Here is a 17,596-nt window from a genome sequence, read left to right as displayed (position 1 = left end):
GCGGCAGTTATCGGCGCCATCTGTGTCGAAGATGACTGATCCCCGCAGACGGATGTGTCGGCTAACCGAGGTCGATGCGTCGACGGTTGCCGGAAGCGTGTCGGGCCTGCAACTGCTCCTCAAGCGTCAAATCCGTGATGATGGCGTCCACCTCCGTGCCGAGCGCCCGCAGGGCCGCACTGAGATTGGTGAGAAAACAAGCAAGGGCACGCAGCAGCCCTGGGCGCTGCGCTGCGCGCTTCAGGGTCTTGAGGAGTTTTTCGAGATGCCCGCGCGAGACGCCGAAATTCGCCAGATAGGTGAGAAGTTCGATATCGCTCTTCGACAGGTTTTTGTCCTGGGCAAGCGCGCCGATCAAAGCCCTGGCCTCGGGGCTCTCGATAGGGCGGGCGGGTGGCCAACCGGGCAGGAAATGGGCGTTCAGCACGAAGGACGCCAGCACACCCGCGCGCTCTGTCGCCATCGGCGCCATGCCGGTCGCAACGGCGCCAAGTTCAAGTTCGCCGAGCGCCCGGAGGATCAACTCCGCCTGGATCGCTGCGTCAAACGTTCTGGAAGCCAAGGCCGACGATGCGCTGTAGCCGGAAGGGTGTAACGCCATTTCGACCCCATCCGCCATCGAAGCGGGCGGCAAGCGCGTCGCCTCTACCATGGCTTTGTCGTCCGCCATGGCATTCAAGGCCGTCGCGGGCGTTTCTACGCCGGACGGCTCAGCGTCTGCTATCCATGAGCCCTCGACGTCGGGCACGGAAAGATCTGTCACAATGTGCGTCGTCAGGGAAAGGTCGAGGTCGGCCGGCATCGCGAAAGCGTCGCCGGCACCATAATGGACCGGATACGGGATTTGGTCCGAAGATCCCGATGCAAGCCTGACCGGTGCCAGCAGATCGGATGCCGTGCGCGTACCGTCCTCTTGCGCAAGGTCCGCAAGCGGCTGGGCTAGTGCCGCGTTCAGCACTTGGCGGACATGCTGCCCCGGCCCGGCTATGGGCGGGCGAAGCGCTTGCATCAGTGAAGACAGCAGGGTCGCACGATCGCGCCCGGCGCTATCGGTCGACAAGCGCGATCCATCGTCTTTCGCGACGAAGCCATCGACGGTCGGGTCATCGGGCAGAGCCGGTGTTTCTTGCGTCTTGGCCCCTCGGCCGTCGGGCGTTTCGGATGTGCCTGCGATGTTTCTGCTGATCGTTCGGATAAGCTCCAGCCGATCGGCGAGAAGAGGCATGCCGCCCGGATCGATGCTCATCGGACGCTGCCGGTGCTCGTGTGCCGAAGCTCCAGCGCCGCGGTCATGCGCGCGGCCTCCGCCGCCATCCGGTCGGGGATTGTGGAATCCGCCGTTTCGCGAAAGCGCGTGAGAAAAATGGCTGCCTTGCCATAGTCGCCGGCAAGAACCGCCAGTTCGGCCGCATGGAAGGCCGGCACTGCCCATTGCGGGCGCAGCAGCGCTGCGGTGCTAAAGGCGAGGGCGGCGGCATTGAGATTTTCCCGCATGCGCAGGCAGATGCCGAGCCCGATCCAGTAGTCGGCCACCTCGCCATCCAGCACACACAGCGCGCGAAACAGCGGCTCCGCACGGTCGATGCGATCGACGGTGAACCATCGATGGGCGCGTGCATAGAGGAATTCCGTCAATTCCGCAGGCAGCCCCAGGGCCGCGCCGAGATCGTCTCCCTGTTCCAGCCGCGCGAGGAACCGGTCGCCATCGATGCCCGCCTCCTGCAACAGGCCGCTGCAAAGGCTGACCATCAACGTGGCATCTTCCCGGTCGAGCCCGAAGTGTGTGCCGATCCCGGCAGTGTCGCCCCTCGCGCGCTCGTCCTTTGCCTCGGTGGAATTCATGCATCACCTTGACGGCTTGCGTTGCGGATGAGGTCAGCCTGCCGTCTGCGCCGGGATACTCCCCAGCAGCAGCTCGATCTCCTTGACGACGGGCTCGTTGCCGCCGGCATATTTCAGCGCGTCATGAAGGTCTTCGCGTGCCTCATCGAGATTGCCCATCATGATGCAGCTTCGACCCGACAGGAGATATCCGCGCGGATCGGTTGGCGCGAGCATGATGACGACGGATGCAGCTTGCAAGGCGACGCTTTGTTCGCCCATCACGTTGGCACAGTTTGCAAGGCCGACCTGAAAATCCACGTTCATCGGTTCGCACATGACAAGTCCGACATAGATCCGCATCGCCTCGCTGTTGGCACCGCGCGCAAGGTGGTTTGCGGCGATGGCGAGGCCGACATTGAGGACATCGGAGGTGAGACCCAGCTCGTCCCGCAGGCCGCCCGACAGGAGCTGTGCCAGATCTCCGGCCGAAAGGTCGTCATTCCCCGCAGAAGGGGTATGGGCCAGGCTGTCGTTTCCCATGGCATTCACGGTGAGGGCCTCCAGTTCATCTTGCTTCAAGGCCGAAAAATAACGGCTTGTTCGGATTCGTCGAATTTCGAAATGTGTGGCCGGGGCGCCGAAACGACGGATTTCAGTTCGGCCGAATAATATTCGATGACACGAATGACATCCTCGATCGTCCGCATGAGAAGGGCGGGGGAAAGCGCCCTGTAGGCATAGGATGCATGTGCGACCAGGGAAAAGCCGCGATTGGGCAGGGGCTTCAGATAGACAGCCGCCGCGCCGTCGAGCAGAAAACCGAGGTTCGTGTGCAGAACCTTGCGTATCTGCGCGGCCGCGAGGGCCTGTTCGTTCGCGATGAGCCCGGCCCCCCCCTCGATGACGATGGTGCCGCGTCCGCTATCGCTGAGGCTGAGCGAGAGGCTTTCGACCCGCAGCCGGATTTCGCCAGGCTCGGCGAATTTCGGCGCGGGCAATCGCAACGATTGCCACAGCGCCTCGATTGCCGACCGGAACTCTGGCAGGACAGCGTGCGCCACCGTCTCAGACCCGGGTCAGCGCGCGCATGGCGTCGACTTCCGCATCCTTCATCTCTTTGAGGAAGTTGATGATCTGCTTGATCATCTCGTTCATCGTGTCCTGGACGTCCTTCTTCAGCTCCGCTTGCTGCTGCGCAACCTGCGCGTCGGCCGCGTCACGAGCGCCGCCGGCATCTTCACGCTTGGCCTCGGCCTGCAGCCTGGCATCGGTGGTGCTGCCCAGCATTTTCGTGACATCGCCCGAAGAGGTAACGATCTGGCTCTTGGCTGTCGTCACCTGCATTTGCGAATTCAGTGCGTTGAACTGTTTGTCGAGCCCGCTAAGCGTACCCTTGTTTTGCGCAATCGCATCCGGCGCCAGCTTGCTCATGCCCGGCGCCAGCTTTTCAAGCTTGCCCAATTGAACGGCGTCGGCATTCGCGGTCTTCAGGGATCCGAGGACGCCCTTCATCTCCGCGAGCTGGCCCATGCCCTTCACCGTCGAGAACGCAGATCCGCCGATCGACATGGCGCCGCCAACCATGCCGGCAACCAGGTTCGTGATGGCGCCTGCGGCCATCTTGTCGGCGGCCTTTTCCATCTTGCCAGCCTGGCTGATCAATTCGGCTTTCGCCGTCTCGCGCGCCGCCAGCCGGTCGGCGAGCGCGTTCTGGCGTTGTTCACCGGCGGATTCGATCATGGCGCGGGCGAGAAACTTCGCTATGTTTCCCACAACTGCCGAAAAATCGAAGGCAGGGTCGGCCATCGCCTTCGCGGCCTTGTCGACGGCCGCCAGCCTTTCGGCGACATCGCCGGCCGGAACAATGCCGCCCGGGGTCAGATCGTTCACAACGGCGGCGAGGCCGTCTTTCCGGGCTTGTGGCACGTTCTGCAGATCTGCCTGAACGCCGGACCGTGCAAGGCCGGCGTTGCCGGAAGATTTATCCACCGCTTGCGCATTCTGTCCTTCACCTCCGATTTGGAGCGGCTTCGGCAAGCTGTAATTCGGGTCGATCATGACGTTCTCCTGACCGTTGAGGTGGATTTGAATGCAGGGCCGTCAGCCGGCGAAACGCGCGCGGCTGAGCGTGTTTCCACGATCGCTCATCGCTGATGTGATTTCATCCAGGATGGCATTGAAGCGCTCGCTGGAAGCCATGAGGCGCGACAGCGCCTGATCGATCATGTCGTCCAGACCTTGCATGATGGCCTCGCTCGCCTTGGCTTTGGCCTCGAGCCGCTTCGCTTCGGCGCGAAGATCGGCCGCGACGGTTTTCACGCCTGTGTCGGTGACGGCAGACGTGGCGGAAAGTGCGGCGTTGGCGGTCGCACCCTTCTCGATCAGCTTCTGTGCGGCGATCGCCTCCTTCGCCCCAAGTTGGACGGCATTCAGGGCGTCGTCGGTCGAACTTGCGACCGTGCCGGCGGCCTTGGCGACCGAATCGGCGCCCTTGCTTGCCGCATCGGTTGCGGTTTTCGCGAGCGCCGGTATCGCTTTGCCGAGGGTCGACATGGCGCTGTCCATTATTGCCCCGGCAATGTCCTTGATGGACTTGCCAAGTCCTGACCCCGAAACGGCCCCGGCGATGCCGATGACGGCTACGGCGATCTGGAACCCCATGTCGGCCTTGGCGGCCTCTTCCTTGCTGCCGCCGGCGGCGAGCACGATGTTGCCCATGATGCCTTGCCCGGTCGCTTGCTGGACGGTGGAGTTGATGACCAGCGCCACCGCCGCGACCGCGGCAACGATCAGCGCCGATGCGCCGCCGAGAGACGCCACGGCTGCGATAACCGCCAAGGCGACGGCGAGCATGGCTCCAAGCCATTCGAAAGCCAGCTTGATCTTGTCCCAGATGCTGCCGTTCTGTTGTTTCTCAAGCTTTTTCGCGGACTCTTCGAGCTTATGCTCCTTCTCCCGCATCTGGGCTTTCTTGGTCTCCTGATCGGTGTTGATCTTGCTCTTTTGCGTTGTCGCCTCGGTGTCGCGCATGGCGATGGCGACCTGGACGAGCAGGACCTCGACATCGATGGACGACTTGCCGGTCATGAATGCGGACAGGCTTTTCAGCGCATTGGAGAGCTCGGGCTTTTCACCGGTGCCGCTCGGGGTTGGCGGAACGACGCCGGCGTCGGTCAGGGCACCCTTGCCCACCGTCTCGGCGCGCACATCCTGATGCCCCTGGATGTTCTGAAGATCGGCGTTGTTCGGAACGTGGAGCGGCTTGGCGATTGTGGTCATGATCGGGTCCCCAATGTTCGCAATTGGTGTGAAAGTGTCTGATCGTCAGAAACTAGGGTTTGAGCCGTTTGCCGGCCGTCGCGATTTCAGGAACCGCCAGCATTGCGAGCGCTTCCTGAAGCACGTCCGGGCCGCCGAGCCCTTGCTGCGCAAAATCCCGTGCAGCTTCGAAGGACACGTAGGCGTCGGCATATTCCTGGGCTTGCAGAAGGCACTCGCCGAGCCGCAGATAGCCCAGTGGATTGGTCGCATCGAGGGCGAGGAACATGACGTACATCTTGGCGGCCTTGGGCAATTCGCCCTGGGTCTGGCAGGCGACGCCGAGGCCGTAATAGGCGCGCTCGTCCAGCGGGTCGAGCTGGTTCAGGCGCATCAGGACATCGAATGCCTTCTGCGTTTCGCCGACCTGCAACAGGCGCGAGCCGAGGTCGTAGAGCGCGGACCGCTGCTCCTTGGTGATACCGAGCGCGTCGCCCAACGAGCTGCCGTCGGCGGTCAGCTCGATGATGTGCCGTGTCTTCTCGTCGAGTTGCGGCGTTGCCTGGTCAAGCACGGCTTGAGCGAATTCCATCGCACCATGCATGGTCTTTGCGTCGTTGAAAGCGCCATCGAGGATGGACATCAGAAGCCCTCGTTACCCTGTATTGGCTATTGATAGCGTGTGCGCAGGCGGGGGCTGTGTCGTAGATGACAGCTCGAGGCGGTTGACTAGGCGATCGCGTCGCTGGCGTCGTCGCCGTGACGCAGATAGGCTTCGAGCGCATCGCGGGTGCGAAGCGTGTCGCCCATCTCGGAAAAGCATTTCATCCGGATATAGCGGCGCGCGCGCTGCTGCTCGTTCAGTCGGTAGGAGCCGAAGCGTTCGATGGGGCTGACGCGATCCAGTTTCTCGAGCACGTCGAGTGCTTCCTGCCAGTCACCCGCCGCGAAACGGAGAACGGCGCGCGCGAGGTGCACGTTCACGCTGTCGTCTCCAAGACGGTGCAGCGCTTCGGCGAGCACGCGCGCCCGCTCGACATAGCCGTGCCGCAGCAGGACAAAAATGTTGAGCAGGAGAAAGTCTCGCTGGCGCCGCGTCAGGCGAGGCGGGGTCATGGCCGCAGCAAGCGGAAAGGAGGCATGCTCGTCAGTGGTCATCCGCGCAGCAGCATTGCGAGGGCCGCCCGCGTTTCGCGGTCCAGGAAGGCGTCGGCGCCAAGCAGGCCGGCGGCGGAGCGTAGAAGGTCGGCCGTTTCGCCATCCTGTGTCGCTGCACCCTGTGCAAAGATCTGCTGAAGCTCGAACCGGGTCTCGGTCATGGCCGAGGGGTCGAGAAGGCCGGGGTCGAGATTGGTGGGTTGCAAAAGGTCGGGAAGGCGTTCGTCGAGCGACGGCCGGCGCAGGACTTCGTCGAGCGCCGGCTGTTGCGGCAGGAACGCCGGAATTCTGCCGCCCTCTTGTGGCAGATGGAGGTCGTCGCCGACGGCCCAGTGCGTAATGCGCTCGACGCCGACATCCAGATTCCTGATCCGCATGGATGCTCTCCCTTCCCCAGCAGGCCTATGCCCGGCCGATGTTCTGGAGGATTTCGTTCATCTTCGCCAAGGCGTTGTTGGACAGCTCGAAATGGCGGTTGCGCTGTTTGTCGAGAGAGTTGATGTCGTTCATCTTGATCTGGCTGTTCTGGTTGATCAGCGTGACGGTTTCGGAAAGGCGGGTGCCGATCGTGCTCCATTGCGGGTGCGTCAACCTCTTCAAGTCATAGTCCTGACCGGTGTAGTGCGTGTTTCCCTGGGGATCGACGAAGAGCGGCGGATTGTCGAAAATATCGCTCAAGGGCCTGCTGATGCTGCGGAGCTTTTCGAGCGGATGCTTCTGCCCCTTGCCGAGCATGTCTTCGAACATCGAGATCAGGATCGCATTGGTGAAATTGTCCGGGCCCTCGATCCATTTGTTGGTGGCCGCGTCCCACTTGCGCTCCGGATTGGTGAGGAACTTGTAGTCGTCTATATTGGCAATCCCGAGAACGTATTTTCCGCCCTCGTCCGCCTTGGCAAATTTCTGCAGCGTCTGGTTCACGATGTCCTGCATCGCCGCATAGGTTTTCAGGAGTGCGTTCTGCTGATTGATCTCTTCGGTCTCGATGACGACGTGGGCTTCGAGTTCCAGATTGTACATCGCCTGCAGGGTCGCCACGAGGTAGGGAACGTCAAACTTGGCGCCTGTGATGGACGACACTTCATCGCGCCTGAGCGCAAGCTCTGCAACGCGCCGTTCCTGCGCGATGAAGATCTTGTAGCCGTTTTCGATGCCCGAGATGTCGCCGTTCAGGCTGACAACATCCTTGAAGATGGTGATCGGATCGGACGGCGTATACCCGTCCGGCCTGTCTGAATTGTTCATATACGCGGTTTCTTGCGCAGCCTTTTTTACGTCGAAGAAAGCGAAGGCCCTGTCGTACCGATCCTTGAGGTCCTTGATCTTCGTCTCGACGTCGACACCCGCGATCAGGCCGGAGTTTCCGATCTGTTTCTTCAAAAGTTCAAGCTGGTCCAGAAAGGGCTTCTGGTCGGCTGCCGGCATCAGCTGGGACGGCTGCTTGTTGGTCGTGCCGTTCACCTTGTCCGGCCGCAGAACACTGACAAGCCTGATCAGGGCATCGACCTTGACAAGTTGCGCCGCCACATCCGCGCTGAGCTGGAGTGCTTCGATGAGCGCTGCGCCGCCCTGCAATGTCGGGATTCTGACCTGATCGGCCTTTGACATCGTCGCGATGGCGTTCTTGTCGAGCGATTGCAGGATGTAGACTTTGTTCAGTTTGGTCTCGGAGATGAACGCCGTCAGCAGCGCCTTGCCGTCCTGGCCAGCGATACTGATGACGCCGTTCGTGCCGTGGGTCTTGATGTATTCGAGCTGGTAGGCTGAGTGCCAGCTGTTGAAATCCTCCACGAAGTCCCGTTTCGCCGCGTCTGTGCCGAGCGCGGAGGGGGGCGTGTCGAACAGTGCAGGGCGCTCCTCGACGGGGAGGATCGTGCTCCCGCCGTTCAGCGAGGGAAACAGCGCTTCCGCACTTGCCGCGACGATGCTCGACGGTGACCCCGCCGCACTGCCATTCAGGTGGTAGTAGGGGATCGGCTGGTCGTCTCCGGACGTTCTTTGGATGACGCCCGCGCCCGCCTGCACGTCGGGAACGGCGCTGGCGAAGATCTTGGGTTGCCCGTTCTGGCCGCCAAGTGCGAGCGGGCTTGGTTTACCTTGAAGATAGGTGACCTGATCCTCACGCTTCCAGGCGAGGAAGACGGCCGGATCGAGAAGGCTCGGGCTGGTCGCCAGTTCAAGCGGCGTTGCGTCGCGCGCCGGGTGGCTGACGGTGAACTCCTGTCCTGGCACGGCTGAGCCTGGCGTGTTCGGCAATTGCAGGAGAACCGTGGGCTTGTCGGCGAGCGACACGCTCATGCCGTTCGGTGGCGTGCCGATCTCGAGAGGTCCGCCGCCATGCAGGTTGATGTAGTTGACCTGTTCGGCACGCGGCCAGGACAGAAACTTGTCAGGGGTCAGCGCGGCGGGCGCGATGGTGAGGTCGCCAGCCGTCGGCATCATCCAGCCCGGGCGGTTTGACGACAGCCCGACGGAGCCGCCCCAGAAATTCGAGATAACCATGACGACCCCTTAAAGTCTGAGCAATGTGCGCACCGCACGACGGCGCGGTGGCAAGCCGGGTTCTCCTGCGCCCGTCGATGGCGCGCTGTCCTTTGTCCGAAGATGCTGTTCGAGACGGGTCAGGTGGCGCAAAATGTCGTCCATCGTCTCGCTGCCGCCGATCTCGTCGATGATCTCCGCGGCGCGCGGCGAGTGCGATCGCCAGCGATCTTCGATCTTCTGCATTTGCACCCGCAGCGCGTTGAAGACGGCCTCGGGGTGCGTTGGCGAAGGCGCCCGCGCGGCCAGCCAGTGCTCTATCCACTGCGCTGCCTTATGGGCGTCGCGAACCGGATTCGGATTGGCGGAAACGCTGGTTTCTGGACCTTCGAGCATTGGCTGTCCTTAAACGCCGCCTCGGTGGGGGGCTCGGCAACTATAGCCCTCGCAAGCGCCGTGACTGTGCCGTTCGACACAGTTTTGCCAGTCCGGATATGGGAATGTCGGCAAACAGCTGAGGCGCCGGCGGGATACACCGGCGTGGAAAAGGGCTTTGATTCGATGCAGGCGCCAAGCCCAAGGGGAGAGATTTCGCGGACGCTTCCGTTCGTTCCCGTCGGTATTGACACGATGTTGCCGGCGCAGGATTTCGCGACGCGGCTACAGCTGGTGAATGAAAGCCTGTCGGCGCTCCAGAACCGCGCCGATGGCGGCGACAAGTCGGCCGCCGCCGCTTTGGCGATAGCCGGCGGCAATGCCGAAGCAGCCCTCGCAGCCCTTGGGCGAACACAGGGCGAGCAGCCGGACCGCTCGGGCGATGTCGAGGCACCGATAGGCGGCCTCTATGGCGAGGCGCTGGAAGCCGATTCCGATGCGCGCGAAGACGACGCCGCGCTGCTCCTGGCGATTCTGGCGGGAACGGATGCCGGAGCCCATGACGGGATGCTCGGCCTTGCCGTTCTGGCTTTGCGGCGAAACCTCATCGACGAGGCCGTCTGTCTCGTTGCGACGTGCCTTTCCGCCGAGCCGATCCATCCGCGCGCCGGCAGCATCTTTGCCATCTGCGAACTCGAACGAGGGCGCGTGGCATCGGGGCAGGCCTATCTGGCGGCGGCGTGCCGGCACGCCCGGCGCGTCGGCCATTTCCGCAGCGAACTGCAACTGGCGCAGCGCGCGCTGCTCTTGATGCATCTGGCCTAGGACAGCGGGCCGCAAGCGCGGTCGGCACGATTGAAGAACACGGACGGGGACGAGGGCGACAATGGAATTACTGGAGACGGCTGATGTCCGACTGCTCGTTGAACTGGGGTTCACGGCGCTGTCTGCCGGTTTGAACGGAGAGGCCGGGAAGATTTTCGCGGGCGTCACGGCTGCGCGGCCGGGATCGGAAGCTGGATTCCTCGGGCTGGCGCTCGTGCAGATGGGGGGCAACGACCTCGACAAGGCGATCGCCACCTTGAAGGCGCTGCCGCCGAGCGATGCGGCAATGGCCTATCTGGGCCTTGCGCTCGCCCGTGCGGGGGACCGCGACGGTGCGCGGCGCGCCTTCGAAATGGTTACGGAGACGGCGCACGCCACCTCGTTCGGGGCGCTCGCTGCGGCTGGCTTGAAGGATCTGGACGGATAATCCCGGGCTCCCGATCTCGCTCGCCAACACATCAATTTGCCTCGTGAAATACAGTTGCTGGAGACACGAACATGATAACGGCCCTGCCGCTTGCCGCCGTCGGAACCGTTCCGACACCGGATACTGTACGCACTGTCGCAACGGAGCAGGTGGACGCTTTCCAGAATGCGTTGCAACGACAGAACGTCAACCAGTCCACGGACGTTCAGCCGGTCGGCTCGGTTGCCGGAACGGCGCAAACAGACCTCGACGCGCAGGAACGCGCCCGCCGTGCGCTCGGCCTTGAAGGGGTTCAGGGCGAGGCGGTCAAGTCTCAGCCGGGCGATATGATCCTCGACGGTCTGCAGAAGCTGCGCGGCGTCTTCGACGCACGGGAATCGCGCGTGGCGGAATTGATGAACCGCTCCACCGTCGATGCCGGCACCTTGATGGCGGTGCAGATGGAAGTGGCGAACTTCACACTGCTCGTCGACATCTCGTCAAAACTGACGGGCAAGTCGACCCAGGCGCTCGATACCCTCATGAAGGGGCAGTGACGGGTGAACATGCCCTTGGCTCCTTGCGCTTCCTTGCATGACGTTCGTCGCGGGCGAATGGGCGCATTCGTATTGCCACTGGTTCTGCTTTGCATGCTGGTGCTGAGCGCCTGCAAGGTGGAACTCTATTCCGGCCTTACCGAGAGCGAGGCCAACGAAATGTTGGCCATCCTGATGTCCAACGGGGTTGCCACCGAGAAGTCCAAACTGGCCGAAACCTTCACCTTGCGGATCGAAGAAGACGACATGGTGCGGGCGATCACGATCCTGACGGCAAAGGGCTATCCCAAGATCGCGCGGCAGTCGATCGGCTCCGTCTTTCAAAAGGGCGGCATCATTTCGTCTCCGTTCGAGGAGCGCGTCCGCTATATTTATGCGCTCGGCGAAGAGGTCGCCCAGACGCTCAGCCAGATCGACGGCGTTTTGACGGCGCGTGTTCACGTCGTGCTTCCCGATCAGCCCCAGCTCGGCCAGCCGGTAAAACCGTCCTCGGCGGCCGTTTTCATCAAGCATGAGCCAGGTGTCGATCTCGAATTTTTCGTTCCCCAGATCCGGCGCCTCGTCAGCAGCTCGATCGAAGGAATGGACTATTCGGCCGTGACGGTCGTGCTGACGGAGGCGCTGCCGCCGGAGCTTTCGGCCGCCCAGGCCGATCAGTCGATGATCAGCGTCATTCCCGGCCTCACGGTGAAACAGTCCGACGCGTCGTATTTCTGGTGGCTCCTCTATGGCGGGCTAACGATGATTCTTCTCCTGTTCACGGCCATCGTGGCGACCGGAATTCTTCTGTTCCGGCGTCGGCCGCGTCAGCGCAAAGCCGCGTCGGGAACAGGCGCAGAGATGGTTCTCGAGCCGTCCTGAGCCGTTGCGCCATCGGTGGTCGGGACGGATCGGGACGCACCGTTCCGAATTGGTATTTCGTGAAGAGCGATGTGCGGCGGGCACAGGATTATCCCAGGGGAGGGAACGATGGAGGCGAATGCGGAAGGAGTTGCCGACAGGATGGCGTTCGGTCATGTCACCCGTTTTGCGAGCGCTCTTGCGCGCCCTTTCGACAGTTTCGATGAAAGCGCCTGGTCCAGCGCGTCGTTGCCGCCCCGCGAAATGCGCAATCTTTCGGCCTCTCCGTATTTCGGGAGTGCTGTGCGCGCCGTCGCCATGCGCACCGTCGTCGGGTCGGATTTCAACCTGCCGGCGACCACGGTCCGGGCGATGGCCGGAACGGCGGAGGGGCGGCTCGTGCTCGGGCTCGTGAGCGCGCCGGTCGAGGAGATCGAGCAGATCGGCCTGCTCGTCGCTGCTGCCGTCCTGCACCGCGCCGTTCTCCATACGACGGTCAAGACCGAACGGCAGCGCGTCCAGCTTGCTCTCGGGCCGACGGCCTTCGTGGTGGCCACGCAGGAAGCGCCCGTTCTCTATCCGGCGTTGGCGATGCCCGAGGCGCCCGATATTTTGCGCGCGCTGCTGCCCGCTTCCATGGACGAGCCGCAGGTCCGGCGTGGCTTTGTCGGCTTCGGACTTGCCCAGCTCCTGCCTTTGGCGGGGGCGGGCGCGCCGATGATCGCACGGCTGGTTCAACGGCACCTGCCGCCCGATTTCGACCTTTCCTTGAACGGGCGCATGCCTGAACTCGATCGCGACCTGATCGTCAAACTCATTCGTCGGAGAGTGCCATCGTGGTCGGCTATTATAGGCTGAAGGAGCTCGGCTTCCGGCTTGCCTCCGGTGCCCACATCATTCCGAAGGCGGTCTTCGAGCCCGTCGATGAATCTTGTGCGATCGTCGATGCTGCGCGCCGGCGCGCCGATGCCATCGTGGCAGACGCGCAGCGCAGCTTCGAGGAGATGACCAGGCGCGGTTATGAGGAAGGCATGGCGCAAGCCCGGCTTGAGGCCGCCAACGGGCTTCTGGAAGAGCAGCGCATGCTGGATGGCCGGATCGCCGGGCTTGAAGGCGATATTGCGGAGCTTGTCATTGCGGCGGTTCGCTCGCTGGTCGATACGTTCGACGACAAGGCCAAGGCAGAGATTCTGGTGCGCGCGTCAGTGCGCCAGATGCGCCGGGAAAAAAAGGCGCAACTGCGTGTCTCGCCTGCGCAATACAAGCATGTCCGCGAGGTCATCGGCACGATCATCGCCGATTTCCCGGAGGTCGAACTGGTGGACGTCGTGGCAGACGACACGCTTGAAGCGCCGCAGATCATCGTCGAAACGTCCATAGGTCGTGTCGAGGGCGACATGGGGCGCAACATCGACGACCTCGCCCTTGCCATTCGCAATGCCGCGGGCGCGCGGCCGGTACTGCAGAAGCTTGCGATCGCCGGAGACGCCGGATGACGATCAATCTGCCTGCCCCACCTGCCGCGACCGTCGCCACTCTGGCCGGTAGCCGTTCCGAATTGATCGGCGAGCGCTTCAACCAGCTACATGGCCGGCTGAAGCGCTCGATCGATGCGTTCACGCCATTCGGCCTGACAGGCCGCGTGCGCAAGGTGATCGGCACGATCATCCATGCGGCCGTGCCCGACGTTCAGGTCGGCGAGATCGTCGAACTCTATAACCGCGCCTCGAAATCACGCATGCTGGCCGAGTGTGTCGGCTTCATCGCCGAGGAGGCTTTGCTGTCCCCCATTGGCGACACGCAAGGCATCAGTCCGCAGACGGAGGTGCGTCGGACCGGGCGCGTGCAGCAGATCGGCGTCGGTCCCGGCCTGATGGGGCGGGTACTCGATGGTCTCGGAAACTTCGTCGATGGCAAGGACGAGGTCTTCGTGCCGGAAACCCACTACCCGGTGTATCAGGATCCGCCAGCCCCGATGACGCGCCGGATCATCGACAGCCCGCTGCCACTCGGCACGCGCGCCATAGACGCCATGCTGACCTGCGGTGAAGGACAGCGCATGGGCGTCTTTGCCGCCGCCGGCGGCGGCAAGTCGACCCTTCTTTCGATGCTGGTGAAGGGTGCGGCGGTGGATGTCACCGTGCTGGCGCTGATCGGCGAGCGCGGCCGCGAGGTGCGCGAATTCATCGAACATGATCTCGGTCCCGAGGGCATGAAGCGCGCCGTGGTCGTGGTCGCGACATCGGACAAGAGCTCCATGGAGCGCGCCAAGGCAGCCTTCACCGCAACGGCAATCGCCGAATATTACCGCGACCAGGGCATGAAGGTGCTGTTCCTGATGGACTCCGTCACGCGTTTCGCCCGCGCCCAGCGCGAGATCGGTCTTGCGGCGGGCGAGCCGCCGACGCGTCGCGGCTTTCCCCCCTCGGTCTTTGCCACGCTGCCAAAGCTGATGGAACGCGTCGGCATGAACGACAAGGGTTCGATCACGGCGCTTTACACGGTGCTGGTCGAGGGCGACGACATGAACGAACCCGTCGCGGACGAGACGCGCTCCATTCTGGACGGCCATATCGTTCTGTCGCGAAAGCTGGCCAGCGCAAACCACTATCCGGCAATCGATATCCTGAGCTCGAAGAGCCGCGTCATGACGGCCATCGCCAGCGCGGAACATCAGGAGATGGCGGCCAAGATCAATGGCTGGCTTGCCGCCTATGCCGAAGTGGAACTGCTGGTGCGGGTTGGCGAATACAAGTCGGGGAGCGACGCCGAGGCGGATCGCGCCATCGCCAAATACAAGGACATCAACGCCTTTCTGCGCCAGCGCACGACCGAATTCGACGATTTCGACACGATGCTTACCAAGCTGCGAGGTCTGACACGATGATCGGGCAGATGAAGACGCTGTTGCGCGTCAAGAAGCTCAAGGAAGAGCAGGCTCTCAGCGCCATGCAGGCCAAGCGCCGGCAGCTCGACGACGCGCGACGCCGGCGCATCGGTGCCGAGGCCGACGTCGCCGAAAGCGCGGCGGCACTCCCGAGCCGCGAGAACGCGATCTATGCCGAGATCCTCGGCGAAGTTGTCGACCAGAGCGAGATCGACCGCATCAAGGGCCGTATCGTCCGGCTGGAGAGGGACCACACGGTGCTCAAGGATATCGCGGAGCGATGCCGCCACATCGAGCATGGCCTCGAAGGCGAGCTTGTAACCCTGACGCAGGCCTATCGTCATGCGCAGAAGAAGCGCGACAAGTTCCAGATCATCACCGACGATCTGGTGCTCGCGGCGGCCGTCGAGGTGGAACACAAGGAAGAGATCGAGGTCGAGGACCTGTTTTCCCGTCCGAGAGCGAGGACAGCATGACCCGGATTGGCGGCACAGGCGGCACTCGGCAGGATGGCCTGTCGACAGGACAGGCCGATACCCAGCCGCTGCTTCATCGAGGCAAGGACGATCCGGCCTTCGGCAAGGCGGACCATCGCGGCGAAGGTTTCGGGTTGCAAGGCCGTTTCGGCAATTCCGGTTTCCACGATGGCGTCCCGGACGAGCGAGAACATGCGTTCCGCGAAAAGATGGCGCGCGCAATTGGCGATCGGGACGCCGCTGGAAGTGCAAGCGATGGCGCAAGGGAGCCGCGTCTTCTTGCAATTGCCATGGCAAGCGCATTCGTCCCTTTGCCCCTTCCTGCTCTGGCTGCCGAGCAGGTGTCGGTGACGATCCCCGCGGTGCCGGGCGGCGAGGCTGCCATGCGGGTGAATGCCCTTGGGGACCGGATCGAGCGGGCCATTCTGGCCGAGATACGCGGCAACCCGACCGCCACAGTGAAGCTCAATCTCGATTTGCCCGGCGGCGAGGCCGGATTGGCCGGAATAACCATCTCGATGAACCGCGACAGCGTCGATATCGTGCTCCGGCATGGCGCTATCAGCGATCTCGCTGGAATGACCCAGGCGGTGCAATCGCTGGCCGAACGTCTCCAGACACGGTTCGCTCACCGTACGGTGAAGATCCTGGCGCTCGAAACCTCCGCGGCAAGAGAGGTTTCGCGAAGCATGGACGAAATATCGGCGCTGTTTGCGCGGCCGGGAGATCGATCGTGACGACGCCCTGGTTACCGCCGCGTGCCGGTCTCGGCAGCACCGATGTCTGGAACGCGCTTGTCGCGCTGAGCGGTCAACCGATCCCGCTGGACGGGGGCTCGGTCAGCTTCGCTCTTGCCGATCCGCCGCCCGGCGATGCCTGGTGTCTTGAGCTGATCCCGCGCGGCTCCGACGTCACTCTGCTTGCACATGTTCGCGTCTATCCGTTCCGGCAACGCCATGAGGTCGAGCTCGATGTGGCGGACCTTCCTTCGCTGCCTGCGGGCCTGCGCGAGGCGATGTACCAGGGTGTCGTATCGGCGCTTGCCGCGTCGGTGTCGCCCGGGCAGCCCGGCGCACTCCATATCGGCGAACAGAACGTCCTCACAGCCTTCGCGGCCTTTGCGACGAGCACGGTGCAGTGGTTTTCGGTTCAGGTCACCGGTCGGGACGGGTTGACGATCGACCTGGACCTCGGTGTCGACCGGGCGGGCTTGCTGCGTCTCATCGGCGACCGCCTGCCGCCGGGGTCGGCGGCCCATTTGCAGCTCGCTGAGCGGATCATGGTCCCGGCGGACATCACGCTTGGATCGATTTCGCTGACATTCGGGGAACTCGCAGCCCTTGAGCCGGGCGCCGTCGTGGTCCTGGCTGAACGGGATCCGTTGACGCATCAGGTTCGCCTCGAGGAGCGGGTGCTCGATCTGCAACAGGCCGACGACGGTTGGCGCTGCGTGGGAATACAGGCCTTGAACGGGTTTCGGGCGCGCGCCCGAATTTGCAAGCAGGATTGGGGACGAGGCATGAACGACGACGCCAACACGGATGAACTGGACCACGATCCGGCCGCATCCGGCAGTTCGACCGGACCCGCCGCACAGGAGGTCGAAACGGATGCGGACAGCCTCTCCCGGGATGACCTGCGCGTAACGATCGATTTCGACATCGGCCGCGCGACGGTGCCGCTTTCAGCGCTCTCCCAATGGCAGACCGGTACGATCGTCGACCTCGACCCGCCAGCACTTGCCGATGGCGTGGCCGTCACCATCCGGGCCAATGGCGATGTGGTCGGGACGGGCGATCTGGTGCGCATCGATGAGCGTATCGCCGTGCGGGTCACCCGTTTTCTCTTGCGTTCCTAGGCCCACAGCATGGTCGATCCGTTAAACCTCATCTTCATCGTCGGCGCTGCGGCGCTGTTTCCCTTCATTGCGGTTGTCGCCACCAGTTTCATCAAGATCTCCGTCGTTTTCTTGCTCGTTCGCAACGCGATCGGCGTGCAGAACATTCCGCCCAACATGGCGCTGAATGCGCTGGCGATCATCCTGTCCGGCTACATCATGGCCCCGGTCATCGTTGCTACCTACAACATCATATCTGTCGGTAACTTTCAGTTCGACACCGTCGACGGGCTGCGCACCGCCTATGACGCGGGCAAGGGGCCGATCCTCGAATTCCTGACGCGGCACGCCGCCGAGCGCGAAAAACTGTTCTTTCTGGAAGCCGCCCGCTCTCTCTGGCCCCCTGACATGGCCGCCACGCTGGACATGAACAGTATCGCGGTGGTGCTGCCGTCCTTCACCGTGACGCAGCTGCGCGAAGCCTTCGAGATCGGTTTCCTGCTCTATCTGCCGTTCATCGCCATCGACCTGATCATCTCCAACATCCTGCTCGCCATGGGCATGATGATGGTCAGCCCGCTGACGATTTCGCTGCCCTTCAAGCTGTTCCTCTTCGTGATGATCGATGGCTGGTCGCGGCTCATCCTTGGGCTTGTGAAGAGCTACGTTTGA

General features: G+C 63.0%; 22 protein-coding genes. 11 read left to right on the top strand and 11 right to left on the bottom strand.

The genetic code is table 11. The features are described 5' to 3' along the window. Nucleotides 1-61: 61 nt before the first annotated feature. The 11 genes from ACT6VE_RS10385 to ACT6VE_RS10335 form a co-directional block, all read right to left on the bottom strand. Entirely contained in the window at nt 62-1,246 is a 1,185-nt protein-coding gene (locus ACT6VE_RS10385; protein ID WP_444798535.1) for a hypothetical protein, read from the bottom strand. Then, nucleotides 1,243-1,842 carry a hypothetical protein gene (locus ACT6VE_RS10380; protein ID WP_444798534.1) on the bottom strand — a complete coding sequence of 200 codons (600 nt, stop codon included), beginning with the start codon at nt 1,840-1,842 and terminating at the stop codon, nt 1,243-1,245. Before ACT6VE_RS10380 ends, ACT6VE_RS10385 begins: the two co-directional genes overlap by 4 nt. Nucleotides 1,843-1,875: 33 nt before the next feature. After that, complete coding sequence (locus ACT6VE_RS10375) at nt 1,876-2,373, bottom strand: tetratricopeptide repeat protein (RefSeq protein WP_444798533.1); 498 nt, start codon at nt 2,371-2,373, stop codon at nt 1,876-1,878. A 26-nt stretch (nt 2,374-2,399) separates the two neighbouring features. Next, entirely contained in the window at nt 2,400-2,885 is a 486-nt protein-coding gene (locus ACT6VE_RS10370) for a hypothetical protein (RefSeq protein WP_444798532.1), read from the bottom strand. A 4-nt stretch (nt 2,886-2,889) separates the two neighbouring features. Then, on the bottom strand, nt 2,890-3,882 hold the full coding sequence (locus ACT6VE_RS10365) for a hypothetical protein (RefSeq protein ID WP_444798531.1): 993 nt from the start codon (nt 3,880-3,882) through the stop codon (nt 2,890-2,892). 42 nt (nt 3,883-3,924) lie between these two features. Next, on the bottom strand, nt 3,925-5,103 hold the full coding sequence (sctE, locus tag ACT6VE_RS10360; RefSeq protein WP_444798530.1) for a type III secretion system translocon subunit SctE: 1,179 nt from the start codon (nt 5,101-5,103) through the stop codon (nt 3,925-3,927). A gap of 52 nt (nt 5,104-5,155) precedes the next feature. Continuing rightward, nucleotides 5,156-5,725, bottom strand: a complete 570-nt coding sequence (locus ACT6VE_RS10355; RefSeq protein ID WP_444798529.1) for a hypothetical protein — start codon at nt 5,723-5,725, stop codon at nt 5,156-5,158. Between the two features lie 86 nt (nt 5,726-5,811). Beyond that, complete coding sequence (locus ACT6VE_RS10350) at nt 5,812-6,240, bottom strand: hypothetical protein (protein WP_444798528.1); 429 nt, start codon at nt 6,238-6,240, stop codon at nt 5,812-5,814. Continuing rightward, a complete protein-coding gene (locus ACT6VE_RS10345) occupies nt 6,237-6,617 on the bottom strand; it encodes a hypothetical protein (RefSeq protein WP_444798527.1) in 381 nt (126 codons plus the stop codon). Before ACT6VE_RS10345 ends, ACT6VE_RS10350 begins: the two co-directional genes overlap by 4 nt. A 25-nt stretch (nt 6,618-6,642) precedes the next feature. Next, complete coding sequence (locus ACT6VE_RS10340) at nt 6,643-8,742, bottom strand: hypothetical protein (protein WP_444798526.1); 2,100 nt, start codon at nt 8,740-8,742, stop codon at nt 6,643-6,645. Between the two features lie 9 nt (nt 8,743-8,751). Next, nucleotides 8,752-9,117 (bottom strand): hypothetical protein, encoded by a 366-nt coding sequence (locus tag ACT6VE_RS10335; protein ID WP_444798525.1) that lies wholly within the window; start codon nt 9,115-9,117, stop codon nt 8,752-8,754. A 144-nt stretch (nt 9,118-9,261) separates the two neighbouring features. On the opposite strand from ACT6VE_RS10335, the gene ACT6VE_RS10330 reads away from it, so the two are divergent. The 11 genes from ACT6VE_RS10330 (at nt 9,262) to sctR (ending at nt 17,596) form a co-directional block, all read left to right on the top strand. After that, complete coding sequence (locus tag ACT6VE_RS10330) at nt 9,262-9,921, top strand: hypothetical protein (protein ID WP_444798524.1); 660 nt, start codon at nt 9,262-9,264, stop codon at nt 9,919-9,921. 61 nt (nt 9,922-9,982) lie between these two features. Then, the gene (locus ACT6VE_RS10325; protein ID WP_444798523.1) at nt 9,983-10,348 is read left to right on the top strand and encodes a tetratricopeptide repeat protein; all 366 of its coding nucleotides are present in this window, start codon (nt 9,983-9,985) and stop codon (nt 10,346-10,348) included. Nucleotides 10,349-10,419: 71 nt separating this feature from the next. After that, complete coding sequence (sctI, locus tag ACT6VE_RS10320; protein WP_444798522.1) at nt 10,420-10,884, top strand: type III secretion system inner rod subunit SctI; 465 nt, start codon at nt 10,420-10,422, stop codon at nt 10,882-10,884. Nucleotides 10,885-10,941: 57 nt separating this feature from the next. Then, nucleotides 10,942-11,745 (top strand): type III secretion system inner membrane ring lipoprotein SctJ, encoded by an 804-nt coding sequence (sctJ, locus tag ACT6VE_RS10315; RefSeq protein ID WP_444798521.1) that lies wholly within the window; start codon nt 10,942-10,944, stop codon nt 11,743-11,745. A 108-nt stretch (nt 11,746-11,853) separates the two neighbouring features. Further along, the gene (locus ACT6VE_RS10310; RefSeq protein WP_444798520.1) at nt 11,854-12,582 is read left to right on the top strand and encodes a hypothetical protein; all 729 of its coding nucleotides are present in this window, start codon (nt 11,854-11,856) and stop codon (nt 12,580-12,582) included. Then, complete coding sequence (gene sctL, locus ACT6VE_RS10305) at nt 12,561-13,220, top strand: type III secretion system stator protein SctL (RefSeq protein ID WP_444798519.1); 660 nt, start codon at nt 12,561-12,563, stop codon at nt 13,218-13,220. The genes ACT6VE_RS10310 and sctL overlap by 22 nt, the downstream gene beginning before the upstream one ends. Beyond that, nucleotides 13,217-14,611 (top strand): type III secretion system ATPase SctN, encoded by a 1,395-nt coding sequence (sctN, locus tag ACT6VE_RS10300; RefSeq protein WP_444798518.1) that lies wholly within the window; start codon nt 13,217-13,219, stop codon nt 14,609-14,611. Before sctL ends, sctN begins: the two co-directional genes overlap by 4 nt. 8 nt (nt 14,612-14,619) lie before the next feature. Then, a complete protein-coding gene (sctO, locus tag ACT6VE_RS10295; RefSeq protein WP_444798517.1) occupies nt 14,620-15,087 on the top strand; it encodes a type III secretion system stalk subunit SctO in 468 nt (155 codons plus the stop codon). After that, entirely contained in the window at nt 15,084-15,824 is a 741-nt protein-coding gene (locus ACT6VE_RS10290) for a hypothetical protein (RefSeq protein WP_444798516.1), read from the top strand. Before sctO ends, ACT6VE_RS10290 begins: the two co-directional genes overlap by 4 nt. After that, nucleotides 15,821-16,945: a FliM/FliN family flagellar motor switch protein gene (locus tag ACT6VE_RS10285; protein WP_444798515.1), complete on the top strand. Its 1,125-nt coding sequence runs from the start codon at nt 15,821-15,823 to the stop codon at nt 16,943-16,945. Before ACT6VE_RS10290 ends, ACT6VE_RS10285 begins: the two co-directional genes overlap by 4 nt. Before the next feature lie 9 nt (nt 16,946-16,954). Next, on the top strand, nt 16,955-17,596 hold the full coding sequence (gene sctR / locus ACT6VE_RS10280) for a type III secretion system export apparatus subunit SctR (RefSeq protein WP_444798514.1): 642 nt from the start codon (nt 16,955-16,957) through the stop codon (nt 17,594-17,596).

This window comes from Shinella sp. (genome assembly GCF_052438155.1).
GTDB lineage: Bacteria > Pseudomonadota > Alphaproteobacteria > Rhizobiales > Rhizobiaceae > Shinella.
This window is presented reverse-complemented; position numbering and strand designations above follow the sequence as displayed.